The organism is Litoreibacter arenae DSM 19593, assembly GCF_000442275.2.
GTDB classification, from domain to species: domain Bacteria; phylum Pseudomonadota; class Alphaproteobacteria; order Rhodobacterales; family Rhodobacteraceae; genus Litoreibacter; species Litoreibacter arenae.
In genome coordinates, this window is the sequence record NZ_KE557306.1 from 383038 (window position 1) to 406677 (window position 23640).

General features: G+C 60.6%; 24 protein-coding genes. 16 read left to right on the forward strand and 8 right to left on the reverse strand.

What is annotated here, in order from left to right; translation table 11 throughout:
• Positions 1-5: 5 nt before the first annotated feature.
• Complete coding sequence (locus THALAR_RS01980) at positions 6-1430, forward strand: NAD(P)(+) transhydrogenase (Re/Si-specific) subunit beta (RefSeq protein WP_021099795.1); 1425 nt, start codon at positions 6-8, stop codon at positions 1428-1430.
• Positions 1431-1532: 102 nt separating this feature from the next.
• Here THALAR_RS01980 and THALAR_RS01985 read toward each other — a convergent pair whose 3' ends face one another.
• On the reverse strand, positions 1533-1835 hold the full coding sequence (locus THALAR_RS01985; protein ID WP_021099796.1) for a hypothetical protein: 303 nt from the start codon (positions 1833-1835) through the stop codon (positions 1533-1535).
• Positions 1836-2143: 308 nt separating this feature from the next.
• On the opposite strand from THALAR_RS01985, the gene yghU reads away from it, so the two are divergent.
• A complete protein-coding gene (yghU, locus tag THALAR_RS01990) occupies positions 2144-3001 on the forward strand; it encodes a glutathione-dependent disulfide-bond oxidoreductase (protein WP_040817021.1) in 858 nt (285 codons plus the stop codon).
• On the opposite strand, the gene THALAR_RS01995 is transcribed toward yghU, so the two are convergent.
• A complete protein-coding gene (locus THALAR_RS01995) occupies positions 2998-4383 on the reverse strand; it encodes an MATE family efflux transporter (protein WP_021099798.1) in 1386 nt (461 codons plus the stop codon). The genes yghU and THALAR_RS01995 overlap by 4 nt on opposite strands.
• Positions 4384-4651: 268 nt before the next feature.
• On the opposite strand from THALAR_RS01995, the gene THALAR_RS02000 reads away from it, so the two are divergent.
• The 5 genes from THALAR_RS02000 (at position 4652) to THALAR_RS02020 (ending at position 9741) form a co-directional block, all read left to right on the forward strand.
• Positions 4652-5824 carry a type III PLP-dependent enzyme gene (locus THALAR_RS02000; protein ID WP_021099799.1) on the forward strand — a complete coding sequence of 391 codons (1173 nt, stop codon included), beginning with the start codon at positions 4652-4654 and terminating at the stop codon, positions 5822-5824.
• A gap of 167 nt (positions 5825-5991) precedes the next feature.
• Positions 5992-7272, forward strand: a complete 1281-nt coding sequence (locus THALAR_RS02005; RefSeq protein WP_040817532.1) for a DUF3422 family protein — start codon at positions 5992-5994, stop codon at positions 7270-7272.
• A gap of 69 nt (positions 7273-7341) precedes the next feature.
• Complete coding sequence (locus tag THALAR_RS02010; protein WP_021099801.1) at positions 7342-8007, forward strand: DUF998 domain-containing protein; 666 nt, start codon at positions 7342-7344, stop codon at positions 8005-8007.
• A complete protein-coding gene (locus tag THALAR_RS02015; RefSeq protein WP_021099802.1) occupies positions 8004-8510 on the forward strand; it encodes a DUF421 domain-containing protein in 507 nt (168 codons plus the stop codon). Before THALAR_RS02010 ends, THALAR_RS02015 begins: the two co-directional genes overlap by 4 nt.
• A gap of 70 nt (positions 8511-8580) precedes the next feature.
• Entirely contained in the window at positions 8581-9741 is a 1161-nt protein-coding gene (locus THALAR_RS02020) for a M20 aminoacylase family protein (RefSeq protein ID WP_021099803.1), read from the forward strand.
• Here THALAR_RS02020 and THALAR_RS18285 read toward each other — a convergent pair.
• Both THALAR_RS18285 and THALAR_RS02025 read right to left on the reverse strand, forming a co-directional pair.
• A complete protein-coding gene (locus THALAR_RS18285; protein WP_154666730.1) occupies positions 9671-9961 on the reverse strand; it encodes a hypothetical protein in 291 nt (96 codons plus the stop codon). The genes THALAR_RS02020 and THALAR_RS18285 overlap by 71 nt on opposite strands.
• A 149-nt stretch (positions 9962-10110) precedes the next feature.
• Positions 10111-10872: a sulfite exporter TauE/SafE family protein gene (locus THALAR_RS02025; protein ID WP_040817024.1), complete on the reverse strand. Its 762-nt coding sequence runs from the start codon at positions 10870-10872 to the stop codon at positions 10111-10113.
• Positions 10873-11337: 465 nt separating this feature from the next.
• Between THALAR_RS02025 and THALAR_RS02030 the strand changes: the two genes are divergently transcribed.
• The 3 genes from THALAR_RS02030 to THALAR_RS02040 all read left to right on the forward strand — a co-directional run bounded on the left by THALAR_RS02030 (position 11338) and on the right by THALAR_RS02040 (position 13095).
• Entirely contained in the window at positions 11338-12330 is a 993-nt protein-coding gene (locus THALAR_RS02030) for an IS1595 family transposase (protein WP_169788507.1), read from the forward strand.
• A 95-nt stretch (positions 12331-12425) separates the two neighbouring features.
• Positions 12426-12632: a hypothetical protein gene (locus tag THALAR_RS02035; protein ID WP_021099806.1), complete on the forward strand. Its 207-nt coding sequence runs from the start codon at positions 12426-12428 to the stop codon at positions 12630-12632.
• A gap of 7 nt (positions 12633-12639) precedes the next feature.
• Positions 12640-13095, forward strand: coding sequence for a hypothetical protein (locus tag THALAR_RS02040; protein ID WP_040817029.1), 456 nt, complete (start codon positions 12640-12642; stop codon positions 13093-13095).
• Between the two features lie 155 nt (positions 13096-13250).
• Here THALAR_RS02040 and moaA read toward each other — a convergent pair whose 3' ends face one another.
• Entirely contained in the window at positions 13251-14255 is a 1005-nt protein-coding gene (moaA, locus tag THALAR_RS02045; RefSeq protein WP_021099807.1) for a GTP 3',8-cyclase MoaA, read from the reverse strand.
• 85 nt (positions 14256-14340) lie between these two features.
• Here moaA and THALAR_RS02050 point away from each other — a divergent pair, with 85 nt between their 5' ends.
• Positions 14341-14838 carry a hypothetical protein gene (locus THALAR_RS02050; RefSeq protein ID WP_021099808.1) on the forward strand — a complete coding sequence of 166 codons (498 nt, stop codon included), beginning with the start codon at positions 14341-14343 and terminating at the stop codon, positions 14836-14838.
• Here the strand turns inward: THALAR_RS02050 and THALAR_RS02055 are convergent.
• The 3 genes from THALAR_RS02055 to glmU are packed head-to-tail and all read right to left on the reverse strand — an operon-like array spanning position 14835 to position 18697.
• Positions 14835-15521, reverse strand: coding sequence for a DNA alkylation repair protein (locus THALAR_RS02055; protein ID WP_021099809.1), 687 nt, complete (start codon positions 15519-15521; stop codon positions 14835-14837). The two genes, THALAR_RS02050 and THALAR_RS02055, sit on opposite strands and share 4 nt — an antisense overlap.
• Entirely contained in the window at positions 15518-17341 is a 1824-nt protein-coding gene (gene glmS / locus THALAR_RS02060) for a glutamine--fructose-6-phosphate transaminase (isomerizing) (protein WP_021099810.1), read from the reverse strand. Before glmS ends, THALAR_RS02055 begins: the two co-directional genes overlap by 4 nt.
• Positions 17342-18697 (reverse strand): bifunctional UDP-N-acetylglucosamine diphosphorylase/glucosamine-1-phosphate N-acetyltransferase GlmU, encoded by a 1356-nt coding sequence (glmU, locus tag THALAR_RS02065; protein WP_040817031.1) that lies wholly within the window; start codon positions 18695-18697, stop codon positions 17342-17344. It abuts the gene before it with no gap.
• 104 nt (positions 18698-18801) lie between these two features.
• Between glmU and THALAR_RS02070 the strand changes: the two genes are divergently transcribed.
• The 5 genes from THALAR_RS02070 (at position 18802) to THALAR_RS02095 (ending at position 23631) form a co-directional block, all read left to right on the forward strand.
• Positions 18802-19467: an HAD-IA family hydrolase gene (locus THALAR_RS02070; protein ID WP_021099812.1), complete on the forward strand. Its 666-nt coding sequence runs from the start codon at positions 18802-18804 to the stop codon at positions 19465-19467.
• 54 nt (positions 19468-19521) lie between these two features.
• Positions 19522-20733 (forward strand): DegT/DnrJ/EryC1/StrS family aminotransferase, encoded by a 1212-nt coding sequence (locus THALAR_RS02075; protein WP_021099813.1) that lies wholly within the window; start codon positions 19522-19524, stop codon positions 20731-20733.
• 833 nt (positions 20734-21566) lie between these two features.
• Positions 21567-22730 carry an acyl-CoA dehydrogenase family protein gene (locus tag THALAR_RS02085; RefSeq protein WP_021099814.1) on the forward strand — a complete coding sequence of 388 codons (1164 nt, stop codon included), beginning with the start codon at positions 21567-21569 and terminating at the stop codon, positions 22728-22730.
• Positions 22727-23287, forward strand: a complete 561-nt coding sequence (locus tag THALAR_RS02090; protein WP_154666731.1) for a hypothetical protein — start codon at positions 22727-22729, stop codon at positions 23285-23287. Before THALAR_RS02085 ends, THALAR_RS02090 begins: the two co-directional genes overlap by 4 nt.
• A complete protein-coding gene (locus tag THALAR_RS02095; RefSeq protein WP_021099816.1) occupies positions 23284-23631 on the forward strand; it encodes a hypothetical protein in 348 nt (115 codons plus the stop codon). The genes THALAR_RS02090 and THALAR_RS02095 overlap by 4 nt, the downstream gene beginning before the upstream one ends.
• Positions 23632-23640 lie beyond the last annotated feature (9 nt).

Here is a 23640-nt window from a genome sequence, read left to right on the forward strand (position 1 = left end):
AGATCATGGAATTCGGATTTACCACCGCGGCTTACGTAGTCGCCGCAGTTCTTTTCATCCTGTCGCTGGGCGGCCTCTCGGGTCAGGAAAGCGCCAAACGGGCCGTCTGGTACGGCATTGCAGGCATGGCTCTGGCCGTCGCCGCAACACTGATCGGGCCGGGGTCGGGCTATTGGCTGCTATCGCTGATCCTGATCGTGGGCGGCGGGGCCATCGGCTACCAGTTGGCGACCAAGGTGCAGATGACGCAGATGCCCGAGCTTGTGGCCGCGATGCACTCGCTTGTCGGTCTGGCGGCTGTGCTGGTGGGCTTCATTGCCCATATCCAGATCGGGAATGTCGCAACCGCCGACCCCGAGACCTTCGGCACATTCGCCAAGCTGATTGCCAAAAAATCCAGCGTTGAGATCAATATCCTTCGGGTTGAACTGTTCCTGGGCATCTTCATTGGTGCGATAACCTTCACCGGCTCGGTCATTGCCTATGGCAAACTGGCGGGCAAAGTGGACTCGGCGGCGAAAAAGCTGCCAGGGGGGCATGTGCTGAACGCGGCGGCGGCGGCTTTGTCGCTGATCTGCCTGATTTGGTACTTCAACACCGGCGGTTTCTTCCCTCTGTTCCTGATGACTTTGGCAGCGCTGTTCATCGGCTACCACCTGATCATGGGCATCGGCGGGGCAGACATGCCGGTCGTGGTGTCCATGCTGAACAGCTATTCAGGCTGGGCGGCGGCAGCGATCGGCTTCTCGCTGGGCAATGATCTGCTGATCGTGGTCGGCGCGTTGGTCGGCTCGTCCGGTGCAATCCTGTCCTACATCATGTGTAAAGCGATGAACCGCTCCTTCGTGTCGGTCATTCTGGGCGGCTTCGGAGGCACGGCGGGTCCTCAAATGGCTGTCGAAGGCGAACAGGTTGCAATTGATGCGGACGGTGTGGCGACGGCCTTGAATGAGGCTGACAGCGTCATCATCATTCCGGGCTACGGCATGGCCGTGGCACAGGCGCAAACCGCCGTTGCCGAACTGGTGCGCAAACTTCGTGCGCAGGGCAAGAACGTGCGGTTTGCCATTCACCCCGTCGCGGGGCGTTTGCCGGGTCACATGAACGTGCTGCTGGCGGAGGCCAAGGTGCCTTACGACATCGTCATGGAGATGGACGAGATCAATGACGACTTCCCCAATACGGACGTCGCTATCGTCATCGGCTCCAATGACATCGTGAACCCCGCGGCGCAGGACGATCCGAACTCGCCCATCGCCGGTATGCCGGTGCTGGAATGCTGGAAGGCCAAGCAGGTGTTCGTGTCCAAACGGGGACAAGGCACGGGGTATTCGGGCATCGAGAACCCGCTGTTCTTCAAGGACAACACGCGGATGTTCTACGGGGATGCGAAAGCATCGCTGGACAGCTTGCTGCCCAAGATTGATTGAGCGGGCGGCGGGATAAACCCCGCCCTACGCATGAAAACGGGCGCCCCAGTTAGAGCGCCCGTTTTTAGTTCGGGGACCGGCAATGGCCGGCCCGCGTAGCTTTTAGTTTGCAGCGGCAGCTTCAGCTGGGCTGTTCATCGGAGCGGTTTTGCGCAGGGCGATCAGTTGCTCCATGCGGGACGCTTCATCCATTTCGAAGAAGACCTGACGTTCGGCTGCGCTCATGTTGCCCAAGGCGAACTTGATCTCGGCAGCGGTTACGTCGCCGGTGGATGTCTCTTCAACCATACGCTCGGCTGCGGAGTTGTTGGACATTGCCAGATACTCCTCAACATTGAGGTCAGCGGCGAATGCCGGTGCAGCAAGGGCCATTGCAAAGGCAGTCGTTGTGATAAACTTGGTCATATGTAGTCTCCTAACTTTCTAGTTCCGTCGCTTCCGGTATGTTCCGGATGCGGTATGCAAGGACAACGAGCGCTGCGGCAAAAAGGTTCCCGAAATTTCTTTGGCCAAACTGCGAGTTGACGAAACCGTGAACTTAAGGGCGAGGTGTGCTAGGTCGAAATTTTCATATAAACAGCAGCTTAGAGGATTTTTGCTGCGCGACGATAAGGCCGGAAATGAACTTATTCGGCCCCAGAACCCTTTTCGGTTTGCACCTTTCGCAGTGTCGGGCTTTGGTGTGCCAAATCCAAAACTGGGAGGAAACCCTGATGAGCGACGAGTATACACCGCCGAAAGTCTGGACTTGGGAGCAGGAGTCAGGAGGCACCTTCGCCTCTATCAACCGGCCCATTGCAGGGCCGACCCACGACAAGGACCTGCCGGTGGGCAAGCATCCTTTGCAGCTTTACAGTCTCGCGACGCCGAACGGCCAGAAGGTCACCATCATGCTGGAAGAGCTGTTGGCCCTCGGCCACAAAGGCGCGGAGTACGATGCTTGGCTGATCCAGATCGGCGAGGGGGATCAGTTCTCCAGCGGGTTCGTGGATGTAAATCCGAACTCGAAGATACCCGCGATGTTCGACACCACGACCTTGACGCGGGTTTTCGAGAGCGGCTCGATCCTGTTTTATCTGGCCGAGAAATTCGGGGAATTTCTGCCGACCGACCCCGCCATACGTGCGGAATGCATGAACTGGCTGTTCTGGCTGCAAGGCTCCGCGCCTTATCTTGGCGGTGGCTTCGGTCATTTCTACGCCTATGCGCCCACCAAGCAGGAATATCCGATCAACCGTTTCGCGATGGAGGCGAAGCGTCAGCTCGATGTGCTGGACCGCCACCTTGAGGATAACGAGTATCTGGCTGGCGACGACTATACGATTGCCGACATGGCGACATGGCCTTGGTACGGACGAACCGTGCGGGGTGAAAGCTACGATGCGGGTGAGTTCTTGAGCGTACATGAGTACGAGAACGTCATCCGGTGGGAAAAGCAGATATCAGCGCGTCCCGCGGTGCAGCGCGGGCAAATGGTGAACCGCACCTCCGGCCCGCTGGAGGGGCAGTTGCACGAGCGTCACGACGCGTCGGATTTTGAGACCAAGACGCAGGACAAGCTGGAAGCCTAGGCATCCAGCTTGCGTAGGGGCGTTTTGATACCGGGAATGTCGATGCGTACGAGATCGGTTGATCGGGTGGCCACAAGGCCACCCCACGCGCCCAGCAGATTGGCGGCGACGGCGGCGAATAGGATGCCGGTGTAGCCCATGATCGTGACGCCCAGCCACGCGAGCGGCAGGTAGATCACCAAGATGCGGCCCAACGACAGCGACAGAGACCAAAGCGCTTTTTCGCGCGCGTTCATCGCGGCGTTGGCGACGACGACGATGCCGTAGCCGAACATCGAGATCCCCACGATGCGCAGATAAGATGCCGCGTATGCCACATCCTCTCCACCCGACCCGACCCAACCGGCCAGCGTGTCGGCGAAGATGATCAGCACTGCGGCAAGGGCCAGTCCGTAGACGACACAGAACAGGAATGCCTGCTGCGTGGCGGTTTGCGCTCTTGCGCGATCCTCTGCGCCCCAGTTTTGCCCGACGACCGGCCCGATGCCGGAGGACAAGGCCATCAGTGGGACCAGCGCGAAGGACTGGATGCGGGAGGCGGCGCCGAACCCGGCAACGGCAGTTTCCCCGACTGTGGCCACCGCAGCGGTAACCAATGCCATGCCCGCAGGGTTGATGGCGTTGGAAAAGGCCGCAGGAATACCCACGCTGAGCACGCTTCGGAACGAGGCCAACAGACCGTCCAGCACGTTACCGCAGACACCCAACATACCGCGCCGCCATGCAATCCACAGGGCAGTCACCATAGCGATGACGCGCCCGACGAAAGTCGACAATGCTGCGCCCAAGGTGCCAAGCTCGGGCAGTGGCCCCCAGCCGAATATCAGAACGGGGTTGAGGGCGATGCCGAAGACTGCGGCGAGCACCATGATCGCCGCAGAGGTCGCGCCGTCACCATGCGCGCGGAACACCGCGTTGGTGATCATCATGACCACAAGGAACGGGAAGGAGAGCGCCCATAAGGGGACGTATTCACCGATCTCCGTCAGTGCATCGTCACCGGCACCCATGGCGGCAAAGAGGTAGGGGTAGCTGGGCCAGAGCAGCAGCGCGGCGGCGACAGACAGGGCGAGCCCCAAACCGATCGCGTGGAGGCCGAGCCTGCGAACGGCCTCGTCCGCGTCACCCCGGCCCACGGCTTGCGACAAGGTCGCGTTCGCCCCGGCGCTGAGACCGATGGACAGAGAGGTGACAGCGATGGTGACAGGATAGATGAACCCGACCGCTGCAAGGGCGGTTGCGCTGACCTTGCCTAGAAAATACGCGTCGGCCAAGCCGATGGCGATCACCGCGAAGATACCGAACGACATGGGGGCGGACATGGCGGTCAGGGCTATCCATACCGGACCTTTCGTCAGGTCGCGCTTCTTTGCTTTGCTCAAGGGGTCCCTCCGGTTCAATGCCAAAACGCCTCGAGTCCCACGTAGGTTCCGATCAACCGAAATCGAGAAAAATGACATTGTGGAAAAAAACGCTTGCGCCGACTCACGTTTGGCCCGATACGGCGCAAATAGACGCCAACGCACGCGCCTCTGGCCTGTAGCAGTCAACGCAACACGTGTTTACGTAGCGACGGTAACGTCTCTTTTTGGAAGTGAGCGGTCTCGCACGGGGAAGCCCCGTTATGGCCGGGTCTAACTGGAGATGACCATGACTGTACAATTCTCGGACGCACAAGCGTCCGCACAACTTGTTGCCCGTAACCGACTGGATGCCTTCGTTGCATCATGCGAATTTGACCGGCCAACGCTGGTCGTCGACACCGCATTGGTTGCGCAGCAATACCGTGCGTTGAAAGCAGGCCTTGGTCGCGCCGACATCCACTACGCCGTCAAAGCCAACCCAGAGCGCAAGGTTATCGAGACGCTGGTGAACCTCGGTTCGCATTTCGACGCGGCGTCCCGCGGCGAGATTGAGTTGTGCCTGAGTCTTGGCGCTGACCCCGCTGACATTTCTTTCGGCAATACCGTCAAGCGCGCTTCCGACATCGCATTCGCGCATGCCGCTGGTATTACGCTGTTCGCTGCGGACGCCGAAGAAGAGCTGGAGAAAATTGCAGAGCACGCCCCCGGCGCGCAGATCTATATCCGCCTCATCGTCGAAGTCAGCCAAGCCGACTGGCCACTGTCGCGCAAGTTCGGTTGCGACCGTGACACCGCGCTGCGCCTGCTGGACGTCGCCAAAGAACTGGGGCTGGACCCTGTCGGCTTCTCGTTCCATGTCGGCTCGCAAACCCGCAAGGCGGAGATGTGGGCGCCGACCTTGGACGCGCTTGCGCTGATCTGGCACGACGCCCGCGACGCTGGCCACGACCTGAGCCTGCTGAACATCGGCGGCGGCTTCCCTGCGTTCTATGGCGAGGCCATTGAGGCCCCGACCGCATACGCGGCTGCCGTCATGGCGCAAGTGACCGCGCGTTTCGGCAATGTCGCCCGCATCATGGCAGAACCGGGCCGTGGCATGGTTGCCGAGGCTGGCGTCATCGTGGCCGAAGTCATGCTGGTGTCGCGCAAGTCGAACCGTGACATGCACCGTTGGGTTTACCTCGACATTGGCCGCTTTTCCGGTCTGGCCGAGACGGAAGGCGAAGCCATCCGTTACCAGTTCGAGACCCCGCGCGACGGCGAAGAGTGTGGCCCTTGCGTTATGGCAGGTCCAAGCTGCGACAGCGCGGACGTGCTTTATGAAAAGCGCCCGATGCAGTTGCCACTGTCTCTGAAAGCTGGCGACCGTGTGCTTATCCGCAACACAGGCGCGTATACATCCGCCTATTCGTCTATTGGTTTCAATGGGTTCCCGCCCCTCGCGGTCGTAACCATCTGAGCCAATTGCGCGCTCCGGAGTGGGGAGGCTTCGGGGCGCGACCGTTTCCCATAGATGGAACTGTATGCCATTGCACACAGCTAAACCTATGATTTTGATGAAAAATCTGTTTTCTTAAGGCGCGTGTGGCTCTATTCGTATGCTCAACGCAAACTATGGTTGACCATATGCCCCCGATAGAAGACCACCCGCTGCGCTACGCGATGGCCAACGAGCTTCACGCGCGGCCTTTCCCCTCGCTCGAAGCGCCGTGTGGTGCGATCTATCTCGCCATCAAGCGGCCTGAAGAGGCCGCCGACCGTGACCGCGACGCGGATCGCGCGCATCTGACTCAACTACTGGACCGCTACGGCGCACCGCATCCACAGCCTGATGCTACGCATTGGTTCGGGGAGGTGGGCAAGTTCAAGCTCAAGTGGGAGCAGCACACCGAGTTCGTCACCTACACCATGTTCATGCCCACGCTGGAGGACCGCCCCTTCGACCCCAAGGCGTTTGATACCTTTCCATCGGACTGGCTAGCTGCGGCACCGGGGGCGCGGATCACCTCGGCGCTGATCCGTGTTGAAGGCAAACCGGACGATAAGGAAATCATAAAACGGGTCGAGGATTGGTTCGTGCCCGAAAGCCTTGCCGTCAGCACGGTGCTTGACGGGGCGGCGACCATTGCGGGTGATTTTCGCATAGACGCGGCGGGGCATATGCGGCTTGCGGTGTTTGTTAACGATGTGACCGGATCGCGACGGATCGGCCGTATCGTGCAGCGCCTGTGCGAGATCGAGACCTACAAGAGCATGTCGATGCTGGGCCTTGCCCGCGTGCGGGAAATGGGTCCCCGTTTGGGTGAGCTGGACGCGACTTTGTCCAGCCTGATGTCCACGATGACCAAGGGTGAAATCGGCGCGGAGGAGACGTTGCGCGACCTGTTGGCGACTTCGGCGGAACTGGAAAGCCTGCTGGCGCAATCCTCGTTCCGGTTCGGGGCGACTGGCGCGTATGAGGCGATCGTGAACCAGCGTATCGAGGTGCTGCGGGAGGAACGCTTCAACGGGCGCCAGACTTTCGCCGAATTCATGATGCGTCGCTTCGATCCGGCGATGCGCACGGTGAAAGCGGCTGAGCGCCGCCTGCAAAATATGGCGGAACGTGCCACGCGGGCAGGGGATTTGCTGCGAACGCGGGTGGACGTGGAACGCTCTGCGCAGAACCAGAAGCTGCTGGAGAGCATGGACAAGCGCGCCGACTTGCAGCTGCGCCTGCAAAAGACGGTGGAGGGGCTGTCGGTGGTTGCGATCAGCTACTATGCAGTCAATCTCGTGCTCTATATGGCGCAACCGGCGGCTAATGCTGTGGGGTTGTCAAAGCTGCTGTTGGCAGCGGTAGTCACGCCGCTTGTTGTCCTCGCCGTCTGGTGGCTGGTCCATCGTATCCGCGAGAAGATGGAATAGCGCATCGACGATTTGTTTCGTGACCAGACTGCGTCGCTTGCAACCAATTGCCCGCTTGCGGAGTTAACCTTGCAATCGGAAAAGCGGGGCGCGGCGATGAACGAGCAGAAGATTGACACGGAGCGCCCCCATCTTCTCATCTTTCTTGGTGGTCTGAGCTTGCTGGGCTGTGTCGCGCTGATCGGCGCCACGATAGTCGCCCCGTTCTACGTTCCCGATTATAACTGGATTGCCGACACCATCTCCGATCTGGCGGCGGGTGACAGCAAGATCATCATGGATTATGGCCTGTTCGGGTTTGCCGCAGGCCTTTTGGCGGCGTCGCTGGCGGCATCTCACGCACATGTCGGGAATATCGGGTGGTCCATCGGAACCATCAGCCTGGCGATACTTGCGCTGCTCGTCACCGTTATCGGAGCGCGGGATGAGTATGGCGACGGCGACACTGGCGGCGTGGTGATCCATATCTATCTGGTCTACGGTCTCGGCGTCTTCTTCCTGCTTGCCCCTTTGTGTATGTCGTCAGGGGCAGGGCGGCACGCCTCTTGGGCCAAGGCCGGATGCTACATCATCGCAGGTCTGTGGGCTGTGACAGCGCCGGTATTCTTCTTCCTGCCAACGGGAATAGATGGCCTCTACGAGCGTATGCTGGGTGGCATATCCTGCGCCTTCGTAGTGCTTCTATCCGTGGTATTCATCCAGCGAGCTTTGCGTGCGCAGGGCGGGTCGCCATGAGCACGACGCTGGAACTCCTGATACGCGCGGCGATTTCCATTGTTGTGATCGTTGCACTGGTTCGTATCAACGGTTTGCGGTCGTTCTCGAAAATGGCGGGTTTCGACTTCGCATTGACCGTGGCGATCGGCTCGATCCTCGCCTTTATCATGACAAGTACCTCCACGCCGCTGTGGATAGGTCCTGTCGCGCTGGTCTTCCTGTTCGCGCTCCGCCATGCGCTTGCCCTCATGCGCGAGCGGTTTGCATGGGGCGATACGCTCGACAATCCGCCGATGTTTCTGATGTATGAGGGCGAAATACTGGAGCCCAACCTGCGCCACACCCGCGTCACCCGCGCGGAGTTGATCGGCAAGCTGCGAGAGGCCAACGCCTTGGACCTATCGCAGGTGCGCGCCGTGATTTTGGAGACTACGGGCGACGTATCCGTGCTCCACGGCGACGGTGTGGACGATCTGTTATTCGAGGGCGTCTCATGGGGTGACGTGCCTGCTCGCGATTAGCCGAACGTGACTTGCGGGGGCCGCGTAAGGCGGGCAGTCTGACGTCCAAACCCCATCAGGAGTCGCACCCATGCCCGTCAAGAACCGTTTTGCCGAACTGCTGCCGGAAATCACCGAATGGCGGCGCGATATTCACGAAAATCCCGAGATTTTGTTCGAGACGCATCGCACCTCTGCACTCGTGGCCGAAAAGCTGAAGGCGTTTGGCTGCGACGAGGTCGTCGAGGGTATCGGGCGCACCGGTGTCGTCGGGGTGATCAAGGGCAAGTCCAACACATCGGGTAAGACAATCGGGCTACGTGCGGACATGGACGCGCTTCCGATACTTGAGGCGACCGGGTTGGAATACGCCTCCAAGACGCCAGGCGCGATGCATGCCTGTGGCCATGACGGCCACACGGCGATGCTCCTGGGTGCTGCGAAATATCTGGCCGAGACGCGCAATTTCGACGGCACTGTCGTGGTGATCTTTCAGCCCGCCGAGGAGGGCGGAGGCGGCGGTCGCGAGATGTGCGAGGACGGCATGATGGACCGATGGTCCATCGACGAGGTTTACGGGATGCACAACTGGCCTGGTCTGCCCGTGGGGAGCTTTGCGATCCGCCCCGGCGCATTCTTTGCTGCAACCGATCTTTTTACCATCACCGTCAAGGGGCGCGGCGGTCACGCGGCCAAGCCGCACGAGACCATCGACACGACCGTTCTGGCCTCCCATCTGGTGCTGGCCTTGCAGACCATCGCGTCGCGTAATGCCGACCCGGTGGAGCAGATCGTCGTATCCGTGACTAGCTTCGAGACCGAGAGCAAGGCGTTCAACGTGATCCCCGAAACGGTGACCCTCAAGGGCACCGTACGCACCATGTCGACGGAGATGCGTGATCTTGCCGCCAGACGTCTGCCCGAAATCGCCGCAGGAGTTGCGGCCACATTCGGCGGCAAGGCGGATGTGAACTACATGAAAGGCTACCCCGTGATGGTGAACCACGAGGAGCAGACCGAGTTTGCCGCGTCTGTGGCTGCCAATGTGTCGGGTGGCTGCGAGGAAGCTCCGCTGATCATGGGCGGCGAGGATTTCGCCTTTATGCTGCAAGAGCGACCTGGTGCCTACATCCTCGTCGGCAACGGCGACACAGCCAGCGTTCACCACCCTGAATACAACTTCAACGATGAAGCGATCCCGGCAGGGTGCAGCTGGTGGGCGGAAATTGCGGAGCGGCGCTTGGCTGGCTGAACACGTTAGGTGAGGAGCGTCGCCACGCCCTGATCACCTGATATCCGTTGATGCAGCCAAGCAGCAGGTTGAACAGCAGGATCGGCATCAATTCCAACGCGAAACCGTATGCTACAAACAGCAGGTTCGACCCGAACAGCGCCGCCCGAAGCCAACGGATATCGTTGGTCGAGGCTGACAAAAGCACGAAGCCGTAAGCCAGAAAACCGAGGCTGTCCATCGCTTGGGGCTCCTACACTAAACACGGGCTGACACGAAAATACGGGATGTGTCTGTTCCCTGCTTAGGGTAGAAAATTCGGTGTGGATATGGCTTCAGCCCGCAATTCACGGCACCGACACGGTTTACTCACGTGCGGCGCACGATAGCCTATCCGCCGACGAAAACGCGCCAGAAAAACACGCCGCTCATCGCGAAACCCACGGTCGCCACGATGCCGCGCACCACGGGCATGGGCAGCGCTTTCGAGATCGGTGCACCTGCATAGCCGCCTGCGGTGGAGGCGACCATCATCATCAGGCCCGCTTTCCATTCGATGATACCCGCGCCCGCGAAGATGGCGACCGAAATGGCCGAGAGGATAAAGCTCATTGCCGTTTTCAAGCCATTCATCTGGTAGATATTCGTCATGCCCCAAAGCGAGAATAGTGCCAGCAGGATGATGCCCAGACCGCCATTGAAGTAGCCCCCATAGGTCGAGACCGCGAACATTCCGAACGCGCCGAAGGGGGTCACAGATTGTGACCGCCTCGCGGCCCAGGCGCGGATTTGCGCGCCGAACAGGAACACGAATGTGGCTATCAGCAGCAGGAACGGCACCAATGCCGAAAATGCCCGGTCCGACGAGATCAACAGCAGGACCGAGCCTACCGCGCCCCCCAAGAGTCCGATCACAATGAGGCGGATCAGTTGCTTGCGGTCGAACTCCATCACTTCCTTGCGGAACCCGAGCGCACCGCCCAGATAGCCCGGCAGCACAGCGACCGTCGAAGTCGCGTTCGCCACGACCGGTGGGATGCCGACGAAGACAAGAGCCGGGAAGGTAAGGAACGTGCCGCCCCCTGCGATGGTGTTTAAAACGCCCGCGCCGAAGGCGGCGGACAGGAGCAGAAGAATCTCGAAAAGGGTCATGTCGGTCCGGTGGCTTTTGAAGTGTTGCTGACGCTCTGCCACAAGACGCTGCCGCTGACCAGCGGCGTCAGGGTTTTCGTATGACCCAAAGGAACGGGACCAGCCCCAGCAACGTGGCGAGCGGGGTGAGCCACGGGGACCACATCAATTCGAAAAACGGCTCATACCATAACCAAGTGGCTCCAAAGTGCGCTCGGTATTCTGAGGCCGTCCCAAAATATCCCCAAATACATAACGCTAGCCAGCAGATGCCGAGCGCCCAAAGCCGATATCGACGGCTCTTTAAGGCTAGAGCGGCCACGCCTAGAACAAGAGAGCTTACTGTAGACATGATCAGGTTTACCGCGACGATCTCTCCAAGTCCTGACGGGTATAGATAAAGGGGGTGTCCGCAAACCGTGTTGGTTCACTTCGTTTTAATCTGAAAGGGCTTATATTACCTCGCCCTTCCAGCGGAGTATGCTCTTGCTACATTACAATTTTCGCCGTTTTCTCGATGCCCTCGACGAGCTGAACCCGGCCCAGATCAAGCATGCCCAAACGAAGATCCGTGATCTCCGGCAGAAGACGGAAGCTATCTCGGAGATCGAAGCACGGACAAACCAAGAACACAAGTGCCCTTTCTGCGGCGACGAGCGGCGCCAAAAGTGGGGCCGCACAAGGACAAAGGTCCAGCGCTACCGATGCACCGGCTACCAGAAGACCTATTCGGGCCGGACAAGGAGCGCCATCGGCCGCATCCATCGTCCTGACCTTTTCATGGTCGCACTGAGGGATATGCTGGGCACCTCCACACCGCAACCGGTTCGGAAACTTGCAAGACAGCTCGGTCTCAACAAATACACGATCTGGCGCTGGCGGATGCTCGTGTTCTCGATCATCGAGAACAGCAACGTAGCGGCGAGCTTCTCGGGGATCATTGAGGCGGACGAGACCTACCAACGAGAGTCCCGGAAAGGATCGCGTGAATGGGTTCGCCACTTCGCCGATCCAAGGAGTGTCCCACAGCCACCGCGCCCACGGTGGGAGGATTTCACGACGAAAGGGCTGAAGATGATGCGCGGTCTCTCGAGGTGGCAGCTCCCCATTCTCACCGTCGCTGATCGCGGTGGGTCTCATCTCTTTCGGCGACTTCCGAACCGCAAGAGCGCCACCATGGAGCGCGCTATGAAGCCCCTCGTGCCGGGCGATGCCGTGCTCTGCTCGGATGGAGGCAATGGCTACAAGGATCTCGCGGCGGCGCACAGCCTGGAGCACTTCGTGGTCGGCAGCAAGCCGGGCACGCGTGTCCTGGCAGGCTGCTATCACATCCAGAACGTGAACTCGCTCCACGCCCGCTACGGCAAGTTCATCGAGCCGTTCTGCGGGCCGGCGACGAAGAACCTCAACGGCTACATCCGGTGGCTGGAGGTGCGACTGGCGGGGATACGACCCGCCGACGTGATTCGGGATTCATAGATCGCCTAATCGTAGGCAAGTAGAAATCCGGTTTTGCGGGCGCGCGCGATGAACCTACCTCTTTTCTGCAACACGATCACAGACAGGAGGAAACCATGTTCGACTTTTTGAAAATCGGCGCGAAAGCACTCGGTCTTGGGGCAACGCAGGACGAATTGCGCGAACTCGCGCAACTGTCTCTTGACCCTGGTGTGTTGGATCGTGCCGACGCCATCGGCAACCAAGAAGAGCTGACCCGACAGGTCAGCATGCTTCCGGCCCGCATTGGTGCCTCATTCGGCGCACAGCTGGCAGCTCGCTGAATCAAATATGTCAGAGAAAGAGGGTGAGATTCTCGATCCAGAACAGCCGGGGAGGGACGCCTTCTCCGGATCTGGAAACGTTGCCATCACGAATGCGCTGATACAGCAGTTCCAGAACAGACCGGACCTCACCCTCCAAGCAATTGAAGAGAAGAACCCAGGCTTTATCAAAGCTGCATCTGACGAGATCATAACGCACTCCAAACGCATAAATCTTGCGAACTATAAGTTCCGGGCCACAACACTGATTTCGAGCCTGATCATCCGAAACTTGCTAATCTTGGTTGTTGGATTCGAAATCGTTCGTGCCGGGTTCACCGAGATTGACACCACTCGGCTCCTTATTGGCTTGAGCTTTATCCTGGTTCTCTACAGCGGGTCTCAGGGTATCGCGACTATCGTTAGCAGCATAGCTGACGTGATCCGCAGAGTGGGAAAGCCGGAAGGCAAGTCGTCAGAGTGATCGTCCGGCGCTCTGACCAACGCGGTTTGCGGACACCCCCTAGATAAAAGAGCAGCTTGCGCTCTCCGGTCAAAAACCCATGAATAAAGCCGAATGTCACGATCTCATGGAACAGCCAAGCGGCAGACAAGCTTAGCCAGCCCGCCAGCCAGATCCTAGCCACCTGTATGGCTCATATGCCTCGACATCTGGCCGCCTAGTTCTTGACGGGAATAATCGAAATCGTGGCCCTTTGGCTTCAACCCGATGGCCGCGCGAATGGCCTCTTCCAGCGGGGCATCGCCCTCGGATGCGCGCAACGGCGCGCGCAGGTCGGATTTGCCCTCTTGACCGAGGCAGGTGTAGATCTCGCCGGTGCAGGTGATCCGCACGCGGTTGCAACTCTCACAGAAATTGTGGCTCAGTGGTGTGATCAGACCGATCCGTTGTCCGGTTTCCTCCAGCCGCATATAGCGGGCGGGACCGCCTGTGCGGTCAGACAAGTCGGTGAGGGTGAATTGCTCGGCCAGCGTCGCGCGCAGATCGTTGAGGGACCAGTACTGCCCGATACGGTTCTCGTTTCCGATATCGCCCATCGGCATGACCTCGATAAAGGTCAGGTCCATGCCCAGATCGGCGCACCAGGCGGCCAGATCGAACAATTCGTCCTCGTTGAAGCCTTTCAACGCCACAGCGTTAATCTTGACCCGCAAGCCTGCCTTCAACGCGGCTTCCACGCCGCGCAAGACTTGAGGCAGGCGACCCCATCTCGTGACCTCGGCAAATTTCTTCTCGTCCAGCGTGTCGAGCGAGATATTCACCCGCCGCACACCAGCGGCGTAGAGATCGGCGGCATATTTCTCCAGCTGAGAGCCGTTGGTGGTCAGCGTCAATTCCTTGAGCGCACCGCTTTCCAGATGCCGCCCCATGCCCTCGAAAAAGCTCATGATGCCACGCCGGACCAATGGCTCCCCACCGGTGATCCGCAGCTTTTCCACGCCAAGACGGATGAAGGCGGTACACATGCGGTCCAGCTCTTCGAGCGTCAGCAACTCTTTCTTCGGCAGGAACTGCATGTTTTCGGACATGCAGTAAACGCAGCGAAAATCGCAGCGGTCCGTGACGGAGAGGCGCAGGTAGGTGATTGCGCGCTGGAATGGGTCGATGAGAGGTGCTGTCATGGCGCTAAGGTAGTCTGCGCGGACGACCGCTACAACCCTCCGATGAGCGTTGCTGAACTCTTGTGAAGACGCTAACCTTCCCATTATGACACGCATCATTTTTGCCACCGCCCTTGCTCTGACGCTTTCCGCTTGCGGGGGGCAATTCTCCAATCCGTTCGAGGGGTTAGGCGCTCAGAACGAACCAAGCGCGGGCAAGCCGCTGGACGGTGCCGATGCCGCCCGTCCGAAGGAGCCTTCCGTGGTCGAGGTGGGCGGCACCGGTCAAAGTGCCGCATCGCTCGACAAGACGACCGAGGCGGAGAAAAAGGCGGCTACTGCTGCACCCGCAGGCGGCGCTGTGTTGGGAACCACCGTTGCCAGTCTGGGCGACCCGACAGAGCAGGGGTTCTGGCTGCGCACGCCGCTGGTCAGCGCCGAGGCGCAAGGATCGGTGAAGACGCAAGGCGGGGCAGTGGTTCAGGTCAAGCTCATCCCCATCGACGGCCCACCGTCCGCAGGTAGTCGCATTTCGCTCGCAGCGATGCGCGCGCTCAACATCGGGCTGACCGAACTGGCCACGCTGACGGTGTCGAGAAGCTAGCCCTGACGTTTCAGCATTTGCGCTGCTTCGCGCCTTGCAGATCGCGTCATGCGCTCGCCGTGTTCTTCCAAAAATGCTTGCACGCGCGGCACATCAAACCGTGACAGATCACGCAGCCACCAAGCGACCGCGCGCTGGATCAAGGGGTCGTGGTCCTCGGCGTAAAGGCCAGCCCATCCCAGAACCCTGTCGCGCACAGCTTCATCGGTCAATTTGGACCGGCTTTGTTTGGTCCATGGCTGCGTGAACCCCAGCACCGCGCGGCGGGTCCAGACATGGTCCGACGTGGTCCACGCCTCCATCTCGTCCAGTCGTGACGTGTCCCAGACCACTCGCTTGGCCCCCGCATTGGCAACCTGATCTGCAATTGCCGTGCCGTCCAGATCAGCCAGCCACGAGACGATGAGTTCCCATGCCGTCGTGTCGTCGGGACGCAAACGCGCTTGCGTTAGCAGCTTGGCGGCGCAGATGCGGGCTTCGTGGATGTCACTGTCCCACAGCGCGGAGGCCAGCGCCAAACGCGTATCCAGATCGTCGCCGCGCCAGTCTTTGGCCAGATCGTCCAGCGCCGCATTCGCGATGCCCAGATAGCGCCGCTCGATCCCGTGATAGGCCGCCATGTCGGCCGCCTTTGTTGGATCGCCCAGGCTTTCCAATCGCGCCAGCGCGTCCTCGGGGCTCATTCTACCGTGACCGACTTGGCGAGGTTGCGTGGCTGGTCGACGTCCGTGCCTTTGGCGACGGCGGTATGATAGGCCAGCAACTGGGCAGGCACGGCGTAGAGAATGGGCGCGAGGAACGGGCTGATCTGCGGCATCACCACCGTTTCCCAGACACCGTCGCCTGCCTCGCGCACGCCTTTAGCGTCCGAGATCAGCACCACCTTGCCGCCCCGCGCCATGACTTCCTGCATGTTGGACACGGTCTTGTCGAACAGGTCATCGGTAGGTGCCAAAACCACCACCGGCACACTTTTGTCGATCAGGGCGATGGGGCCGTGTTTCAGCTCGCCAGATGCATAACCTTCGGCGTGTATATAGCTGATTTCTTTAAGCTTTAGAGCGCCTTCAAGGGCGAGAGGATACATCGCGCCGCGTCCCAGAAACAGCACGTCCTGCGCGGTTGAGATTTTGTGGGCGACGCGCTTGATGGCTTTCTCCTGTGCAAGCGATTGGTTCAGCACGCCGGGCAGAAGGTTGAGGTCAGCCATATGCGCGGCCATCGCCGCGTCGTCCAGATGCCCCCGCTGGTGACCTGCCTGAAGCGCGAGTGCGGCCAACGCCAATAGCTGGCAGGTAAATGCCTTGGTAGAGGCCACGCCGACCTCGATCCCCGCCATGATCGGCAGCGCCAGATCGCTTTCGCGCGCGATGGAGCTTTCGGGCACGTTGACGACCGACAGGATCATCGCGGCGCGATCTTTAGCGTAGCGGAGTGCCGCCAACGTGTCGGCGGTCTCGCCGGATTGGGACACGAACAACGCGTAGGATTTGTCGGAAATCACCGGTTTGCGGTAGCGGAACTCCGAGGCGATATCGACGTCCACAGGCAGGCCAGCAAGCTGCTCGAACCAGTACTTGGCGACCTGACAGGCAAGGTTGGCGGTGCCGCAGGCGACCATGGTGATCCGGTCGCATTTGGTGAAGTCCAGCGTGCCGTTCGGCAGCTCGATCCCCTTGCCGTCGGGCGTGCTGTATGCCTGTAGGGCGTCGGCCAGCACGATGGGCTGCTCCGCAATTTCCTTGGCCATGAAATGCTTGTGGCCCGCTTTCTCGACGCGGGCCTCGTCCAGTGACAGCGTTTTCACGGGGCGGTTCGCCAGCATCCCCTGCGCGTCGAAAATCTCGAGGCTGGTGCGGGTCAAAACGGCGCGGTCGCCTTCCTCAAGATAGGTGATGCGGTTGGTCATGGGGGCCAGCGCAATCGCGTCGGAGCCGACATACATCTCGCCATCGCCATGCCCCACGGCCAGAGGGGAGCCCTTGCGGGCCGCGATCATCAAGTCGTCCTCGCCGTCGAACAGGAAACACAGCGCGAAAGCGCCTTCCAGCAGGGCGATGGTCTGCTCCGCCGCGTCACGCGGGCTTGCGCCGTTGTCCAGAAAGCGATGGGTCAGCAAGACGACGGTTTCCGTGTCGGTGTCGGTCTTGGTCCCATAGCCGTCTTTGTCAAGATCGGCGCGTAACTCTTTGAAGTTCTCGATAATTCCATTGTGAACGACCGCTACCGGCCCGGATTTGTGAGGGTGGGCGTTGACCACCGAGGGCGCACCATGGGTGGCCCAGCGGGTGTGGCCGATGCCGGCCTTTCCAGCCAGCGGCTCATGCACCAGCAAGTCCGACAGGTTGACCAGCTTGCCCACCGCGCGGCGGCGGTCGAGTTTGCCGTCATTGACCGTTGCGATCCCGGCGCTGTCATAGCCGCGATACTCAAGACGCTTCAGCGCCTCGACAATGATCGGGCTGACCTCGTTCTTTCCCAAAACTCCAACAATTCCGCACATTTAAGCGTCCTTCTTCATTTTCTTGGCGCGTAGCATCTGCATCAGCTTGCGCGCAAATCCCGCCTTGTTCGTCTGCCGCACACGCGACAGGGCAAGGTCGCCGTCAGGGACGTCCTCGGTCACCACAGTGCCCGAGCCAGTCATCGCGTCCGCTCCGACTTCCACCGGCGCAATCAGCAACGTGTTGGAGCCGATGAACGCCCCCGCACCGATGGTCGTGCGGTGCTTGAACACGCCGTCATAGTTGCAGGTAATCGTGCCTGCGCCAACATTGGCGCCTGCGCCGACATGGGCGTCGCCCACATAGGACAGGTGATTGACCTTCGCCCCCTCGGCCAGCGTGGCATTCTTTATCTCTACGAAATTGCCAACCTTTGCGCCTTCTTCAAGTTCCGCGCCGGGGCGCAGGCGGGCGAAGGGGCCGACTACCGCGCCTTGCGCAACATGGCAGCCCTCAAGATGACAGAAGGCTTTTATCTCCGCGCCCGACTCAACGGTCACATCGGGGCCAAACACGACGTTCGGGCCAATCAGCGCGTCGCGGCCCAGCACTGTGTCATAGGCAAAATACGTGGTTTCGGGTTGGGCCAGCGAAACGCCGTCCTCCAGCGCCCCGGTGCGCATCCGCGCCTGAAAGGCGGCTTCGGCGGCGGCGAGTTCCGCGCGGGTGTTGATGCCCAAAGTTTCGGCCTCGTCACAGGTGACCGCAGTTGCGCTCAGGCCTTGGGCGCGGGCAAGTCCGATGATGTCGGTCAAGTAGTATTCGCCGCTGGCATTGTCGTTGCCGACCTTCGAGATCAACTCGAACAGCGTCGCCGAATCGCACATGACAACGCCGGAATTACAAAGGGTTACGGCCAGTTCTTCAGGTTTCGCATCCTTGGCTTCGACGATCCGCTCCAGCACGTCGCCCGTGGTGATCAAGCGGCCGTAGCGCCCGGGGTCCGCCGCGACGAAGCCCAATACGACAACGTCCGCGGTGGCGCGTGCGTTGGCCATACGCTCCAGCGTATCGCCCGAGACGAACGGGGTGTCGCCGTAGAGGATCACCACATCACCGTCAAAGCCGTCCAGCGCGGCGCGCGCCTGATCAACCGCGTGGGCGGTGCCGTTCTGTTCGGTCTGGCGGGCGAAGATAAGCTGGTCGTCATGCTTGGCCAGCACTGCCTCCACCTGCTCGGCACCGTGGCCGGTGACCACGACCACCTTCTCGGTCGACAACGCAGCACCTGCACGCAACGCGTGCACCGCCAGCGGGGCTGCGCCGATCTGGTGCAGAACCTTCGGCAGGTCCGAATTCATGCGGCTGCCTTGTCCGGCGGCCAGCAGTATCAGGGCAACTGGTGTTGTGCTCACGTGTGTGGCCTTTCCTTCTTGTCGGCCCCGTTCTATCCGTATCGTGCTGCGGCGCAAGGTGCGCTTGCGTCACAACAGATTTCGCCGCGTTACAGGAGAATGTTATGCGCACGGTCATATTCGACCTCGACGGCACTTTGGCTGATACCAGTGGCGATCTGCTGGAGGCCGCGAATGTTTGCTTTCGCGGCTTGGGTCATGGCGACGTGCTGACGACCGAGACCGACCGGGGCACCGCAGTGCGCGGGGCGCGCGCGATGCTGACCCAAGGCTTCGAGCGGTTGGGCCAGCCGTTTGATCAAAGTGATATCGACCGGCAGTTCCCGATTTTGCTGGAGGCTTACGGCGGTGACATCAGCAGTCGCACCACGATCTATCCCGGCGCTCGCGAGGCCGTGTCTCGCCTTCGCGATGCCGGCTACAAGGTGGGGATATGCACCAACAAGCCCGAAGGGCTGGCGGAACAGTTGATGACTGCGCTGGAATTCCGCGACGCGTTCGACAGCCTTGTGGGCGCGGATACGTTTCCGGTGCGCAAGCCGGACCCGTTGCCGTTTATCCAGGCGGTAAAGCGGGCCGGCGGCGACCCCGCGCGAGCGGTATTGGTCGGCGACACGCAGACCGACCGCGACACGTCCACCAATGCAGGTGCGCCGTCCATATTGGTGACCTTCGGGCCGGGCGCGTTTGATGTCGCCAGCCTGAAGCCCGAGGCCCTGATGGATCATTTCGACGATCTGGACCAGATCGTCGCGCGCCTCATCGCTTGACTGTATAAAGCGGTAGTCTCAAGGTCGGGGTCGCAGCTTCGAGAGGTCCGCGACATGTTTGAAGTTTTTGACGGCAGCTTTACCCAGCAGGAACCGATCCCGCAGGCAGGGATCGACGCCGCTATGGCGGTGCTGCAAAGCGGACGGCTGCATCGCTACAACACGGCCAAGGATGAGTTGGGCGAGACAGCATTGCTGGAGCAGGAATTCGCCGCCTTCACCGGTGCCAAATACGCGCTGGCCGTCGCGTCTGGCGGCTATGCCATGGGGGCCGCTCTAAGGGCGGTTGGCGTCAAAGCCGGTGATACCGTGTTGTCCAACGGCTTCACGCTGGCGCCGGTGCCGGGTGCTATCGCGTCGGTCGGCGCGGAGCCGCTCTTCGTCGAGACCGCCGACAACCTGACCATCGACCTCGACGATCTGGAGGCGCAGATCGAGGCCTCCGCCGCGAAATATCTGCTGCTCTCGCACATGCGTGGCCATCTCTGTGACATGGACCGGCTCATGGCGATCTGCAATGCGGCGGGGGTCATCGTGATCGAGGATTGCGCACATACGATGGGGGCCAGTTGGCAGGGCACGCCATCGGGGCGGCATGGCGTCGTTGGCTGCTATTCCTGCCAGACCTACAAGCACGTCAATTCGGGCGAGGGCGGGTTTCTGGTCTCGGACGATGCGGAGGTTATGGCCCGTGCGATTATCCTCTCGGGTTCTTACATGCTCTACGAGCGGCATCTGGCGGCGCCACCCGCAGAGGTATTCGAGCGGGTCAAATACGTCACGCCTAACGTGTCCGGCCGCATGGACAATCTGCGCGCGGCGATCCTGCGCCCGCAATTGGCGAACCTGCCCAAGCAAGTGGAGGCATGGAACGAGCGTTACTCCGCACTGGAATCCGGCCTGCGCAACGCCCCCGGCCTCTCCGTTATCGAGCGGGACCCGCGCGGGGTATATGTCGGTTCATCCATCCAGTTCCGGCTGCCCGATGCCACGCCGTCCGAAATCGAGGAGTTTACCAGCCGATGCGCCACCCGAGGCGTGGAGCTTAAGTGGTTCGGCGCGGCCGAGCCCAAAGCCTTCACCTCGCGCTATGACAGTTGGCGCTACGCGCGGCCGCAGGCCTTGGCGCGGACGGATGAAATCCTGTCCGGATTGCTTGACATGCGCTTGCCGCTGACCTTCTCCATCGGCGACTGCGAGCTGATTGCCCGCATTATTCAAAGCGAGGCTCGCGCCTTGCAGGGCCGCACGGCCTTGGCGGGCTAGGGCGGTCAGGCCGGTCGCAGGATAGCCCGGCTTGTTGGCGGGCGCTGGCGGGTGCTGCGGAACAACGGGCGTTGCGGCATGCGCGGGGGCCATCTGGCGCGCGGCCATATGCGCCATCCGGTAGACGCGATTGTGCTCTTCGACGATGCGCTTCAGGTCGCCCGGCGAATAGGTGTGTGCCTCCGACAGGCCCAAAGCCCGCGCGCACAGCTTGGAGCAGAACCAGCGGTCCTCCACATGGCGGCGCAGGTTGATGAACTGGCTCATCAGCAGCCCCCAGTAATCATAGCCGCGTCCGATGTGCCGCAGGGCGCGTTCGAACGTGTCATGCGGGGCCCAAGGAACCTGCACGAATTCGTATGCGCCCTCGCGGAAATACAGGTCGCGTACGCAGACACCGCCATTCTTGCCCTGCGCGGTGACGCAACGATGGGTTTCGCCCGTTTTCGGCGGTCGGGAACTCACAAGAAGCTCGCAATGCGAGAACTCGGAACGGGTGACCCACTTGACGAGCGTGTCGCTTAGCGGACGACCATGCCCCCTGTAGAAGGCTAGATAGATCATGTCTGTAACTCAGTTTTTAGGGTTTAATATGTGTCGAAAATGGGGCAGAACCCCCTTAATACGCAAGGTAAATGCCGGTTAGACAAAGACTTATGCGCCTTACGTAAGGTGAAAGGTAAGGAATACCTTACCTTTTTGCGGATATCCTTCATCTCACATTCCTATTTCCTGACACTTCATTAACCTCTTCAGAGCAGATCGGCGCTGTTGACCGGTGCGAAACTGCGCTCTAGTATTTGAACACGCGTTCAATAACGGGGAGGATCACCATGTTTAACGCCTCGATGAATTTCGACTTGGGGGAAGACGTCAACGCCTTGCGCGAGATGGTGCATCGCTGGGCGCAGGATCGGGTCAAGCCCCGCGCCGCAGAGATCGACCAGACGAACGAGTTTCCTGCCGACCTGTGGACCGAGATGGGCGAACTGGGCCTTCTGGGCATTACCGTCCCCGAGGAAGATGGCGGCTCCGGCATGAGCTATCTAGCCCATGTGGTCGCGGTCGAGGAGATCGCCCGCGCCTCCGCCTCGGTGTCGCTATCTTATGGCGCTCATTCCAACCTCTGCGTAAACCAGATCAAACTGAACGGCACGCCAGAGCAGAAGGCGAAATACCTTCCGGGCCTCATGTCCGGCGAACACGTAGGCGCCTTGGCCATGTCGGAGGCGGGCGCAGGCTCCGACGTTGTTTCCATGTCGCTGAAAGCCGAGAAGCGTAACGACCGTTATCGGCTCAGCGGAAACAAATACTGGATCACCAACGGCCCCGACGCCTCCACCTTGGTGGTCTACGCCAAGACCGATCCTGACGCTGGCCCCAAAGGCATCACAGCCTTCATCATCGAGAAGTCGATGAAAGGCTTCTCCACCTCGCCGCATTTCGACAAGCTCGGCATGCGCGGCTCCAACACTGCGGAGCTGATCTTCGACGACGTAGAAGTCCCGTTCGAGAACGTGCTGGGCGAGGCGGGACGCGGCGTGCGTGTCCTCATGTCCGGCCTCGATTATGAACGCGTGGTTCTGGCGGGCATCGGCACCGGCATCATGGCCGCCTGTCTGGACGAGGTCATGCCCTACATGGTCGAGCGTAAGCAGTTCGGCCAACCCATCGGCTCGTTCCAGCTGATGCAGGGCAAGATCGCGGATATGTACACGGCGATGAATTCCGCCCGCGCCTATGTCTACGAGGCGGGCCGTGCGTGTGACCGTGGGGATATCACGCGAGCCGACGCTGCCGCGTGCTGCCTCTATGCGTCCGAGCAGGCCATGGTCCAAGCCCACCAAGCCGTGCAAGCCATGGGCGGCGCAGGCTTCCTCGCCGACGCCCCCGTGGCACGGCTGTTTCGGGACGCCAAGCTGATGGAGATCGGGGCAGGAACGTCCGAGATCCGCCGCATGCTTGTCGGGCGGGAGCTGATGGGGGCGATGGGGTGAGGCGTCTCGCGCTCCTTCTCGCGTTTATGCCAGTGCAGGCTCTTGCGGACCCGTTTTTTGAGGGCTGGCTCAAACGCTGCTTCGCCGAGGCGGATCGCCAAATTCAAGTCCCATTCAATCCCGATACAGATTTGTCCCAAAACCACGCCAGCCATTTTTCATGCGCGTACGACACATTGGATTTCTGCCGCTTTACCGAAGCACCGCTGGCCTGTGCCATGACGGCGCTGAGTGTAATCAGAACCGAAACGGCCACCCGTCTGGCGGAGCTTCCCGAAAGTATCGAGGGCGAGGGGATCAATACGGACGACTATAAAAGACGCCTCGCAAGATTTCGCAGCGGGCAGACCATGCTGCAACATATTGAATCGAACGATGCCATGTCTCAATCGGGCAAAGAGGACGCGGCGGCATCCTATATCGAGACGGTCAAAAGACACCGCCGTGACTGGATTCCCTTAGACACGTTTTTCGAGGTGACGGAGACCGTGAACAGGGCAGTAGAGGTGTCTGTTCTAAAAGAACGGGTACGCCGCGCCGCACAGGTCAAACCATGACCCTGCGCCCAATCCACTACATTTCCCTCACGCTCCTCACCTTGCTGCTGCTCGCCGCCCTCGCGCAGTACCAACGCGCGGCCCTCAACCTCACCGAGACCCAGATCATCGAAACCTACGTCGCCCGCTACCTCGACACACACCCTCAAGCCAAACTCACCGACTGCCGCGCGCAGCCCACGCAAACCAAAACCACACGCATGGTTGTCATTTGCGGCCCCGAGCCGTTTGATGCGGCACGGCACTACGAATACCACGTCGGCCCCCTTGGCGGCTTGATCGCGCAAAACGGCCCCGCCGACTGGGCTACGAAATCCCCCGTCGCCCCGCGTGATGCGGCTTGAAGGATCGTC

Excerpts from the sequence above, each read along its gene's own strand:
- THALAR_RS01980 (WP_021099795.1), top strand. The coding sequence starts at position 6 with ATGGAATTCGGATTTACCACCGCGGCTTACGTAGTCGCCGCAGTTCTT.
- THALAR_RS01985 (WP_021099796.1), bottom strand. The coding sequence starts at position 1,835 with ATGACCAAGTTTATCACAACGACTGCCTTTGCAATGGCCCTTGCTGCA.
- yghU (WP_040817021.1), top strand. The coding sequence starts at position 2,144 with ATGAGCGACGAGTATACACCGCCGAAAGTCTGGACTTGGGAGCAGGAG.
- THALAR_RS02000 (WP_021099799.1), top strand. The coding sequence starts at position 4,652 with ATGACTGTACAATTCTCGGACGCACAAGCGTCCGCACAACTTGTTGCC.
- THALAR_RS02005 (WP_040817532.1), top strand. The coding sequence starts at position 5,992 with ATGCCCCCGATAGAAGACCACCCGCTGCGCTACGCGATGGCCAACGAG.
- THALAR_RS02015 (WP_021099802.1), top strand. The coding sequence starts at position 8,004 with ATGAGCACGACGCTGGAACTCCTGATACGCGCGGCGATTTCCATTGTT.
- THALAR_RS02020 (WP_021099803.1), top strand. The coding sequence starts at position 8,581 with ATGCCCGTCAAGAACCGTTTTGCCGAACTGCTGCCGGAAATCACCGAA.
- THALAR_RS18285 (WP_154666730.1), bottom strand. The coding sequence starts at position 9,961 with ATGGACAGCCTCGGTTTTCTGGCTTACGGCTTCGTGCTTTTGTCAGCC.
- THALAR_RS02025 (WP_040817024.1), bottom strand. The coding sequence starts at position 10,872 with ATGACCCTTTTCGAGATTCTTCTGCTCCTGTCCGCCGCCTTCGGCGCG.
- THALAR_RS02035 (WP_021099806.1), top strand. The coding sequence starts at position 12,426 with ATGTTCGACTTTTTGAAAATCGGCGCGAAAGCACTCGGTCTTGGGGCA.
- THALAR_RS02040 (WP_040817029.1), top strand. The coding sequence starts at position 12,640 with ATGTCAGAGAAAGAGGGTGAGATTCTCGATCCAGAACAGCCGGGGAGG.
- moaA (WP_021099807.1), bottom strand. The coding sequence starts at position 14,255 with ATGACAGCACCTCTCATCGACCCATTCCAGCGCGCAATCACCTACCTG.
- THALAR_RS02050 (WP_021099808.1), top strand. The coding sequence starts at position 14,341 with ATGACACGCATCATTTTTGCCACCGCCCTTGCTCTGACGCTTTCCGCT.
- THALAR_RS02055 (WP_021099809.1), bottom strand. The coding sequence starts at position 15,521 with ATGAGCCCCGAGGACGCGCTGGCGCGATTGGAAAGCCTGGGCGATCCA.
- glmS (WP_021099810.1), bottom strand. The coding sequence starts at position 17,341 with ATGTGCGGAATTGTTGGAGTTTTGGGAAAGAACGAGGTCAGCCCGATC.
- THALAR_RS02070 (WP_021099812.1), top strand. The coding sequence starts at position 18,802 with ATGCGCACGGTCATATTCGACCTCGACGGCACTTTGGCTGATACCAGT.
- THALAR_RS02075 (WP_021099813.1), top strand. The coding sequence starts at position 19,522 with ATGTTTGAAGTTTTTGACGGCAGCTTTACCCAGCAGGAACCGATCCCG.
- THALAR_RS02085 (WP_021099814.1), top strand. The coding sequence starts at position 21,567 with ATGTTTAACGCCTCGATGAATTTCGACTTGGGGGAAGACGTCAACGCC.
- THALAR_RS02095 (WP_021099816.1), top strand. The coding sequence starts at position 23,284 with ATGACCCTGCGCCCAATCCACTACATTTCCCTCACGCTCCTCACCTTG.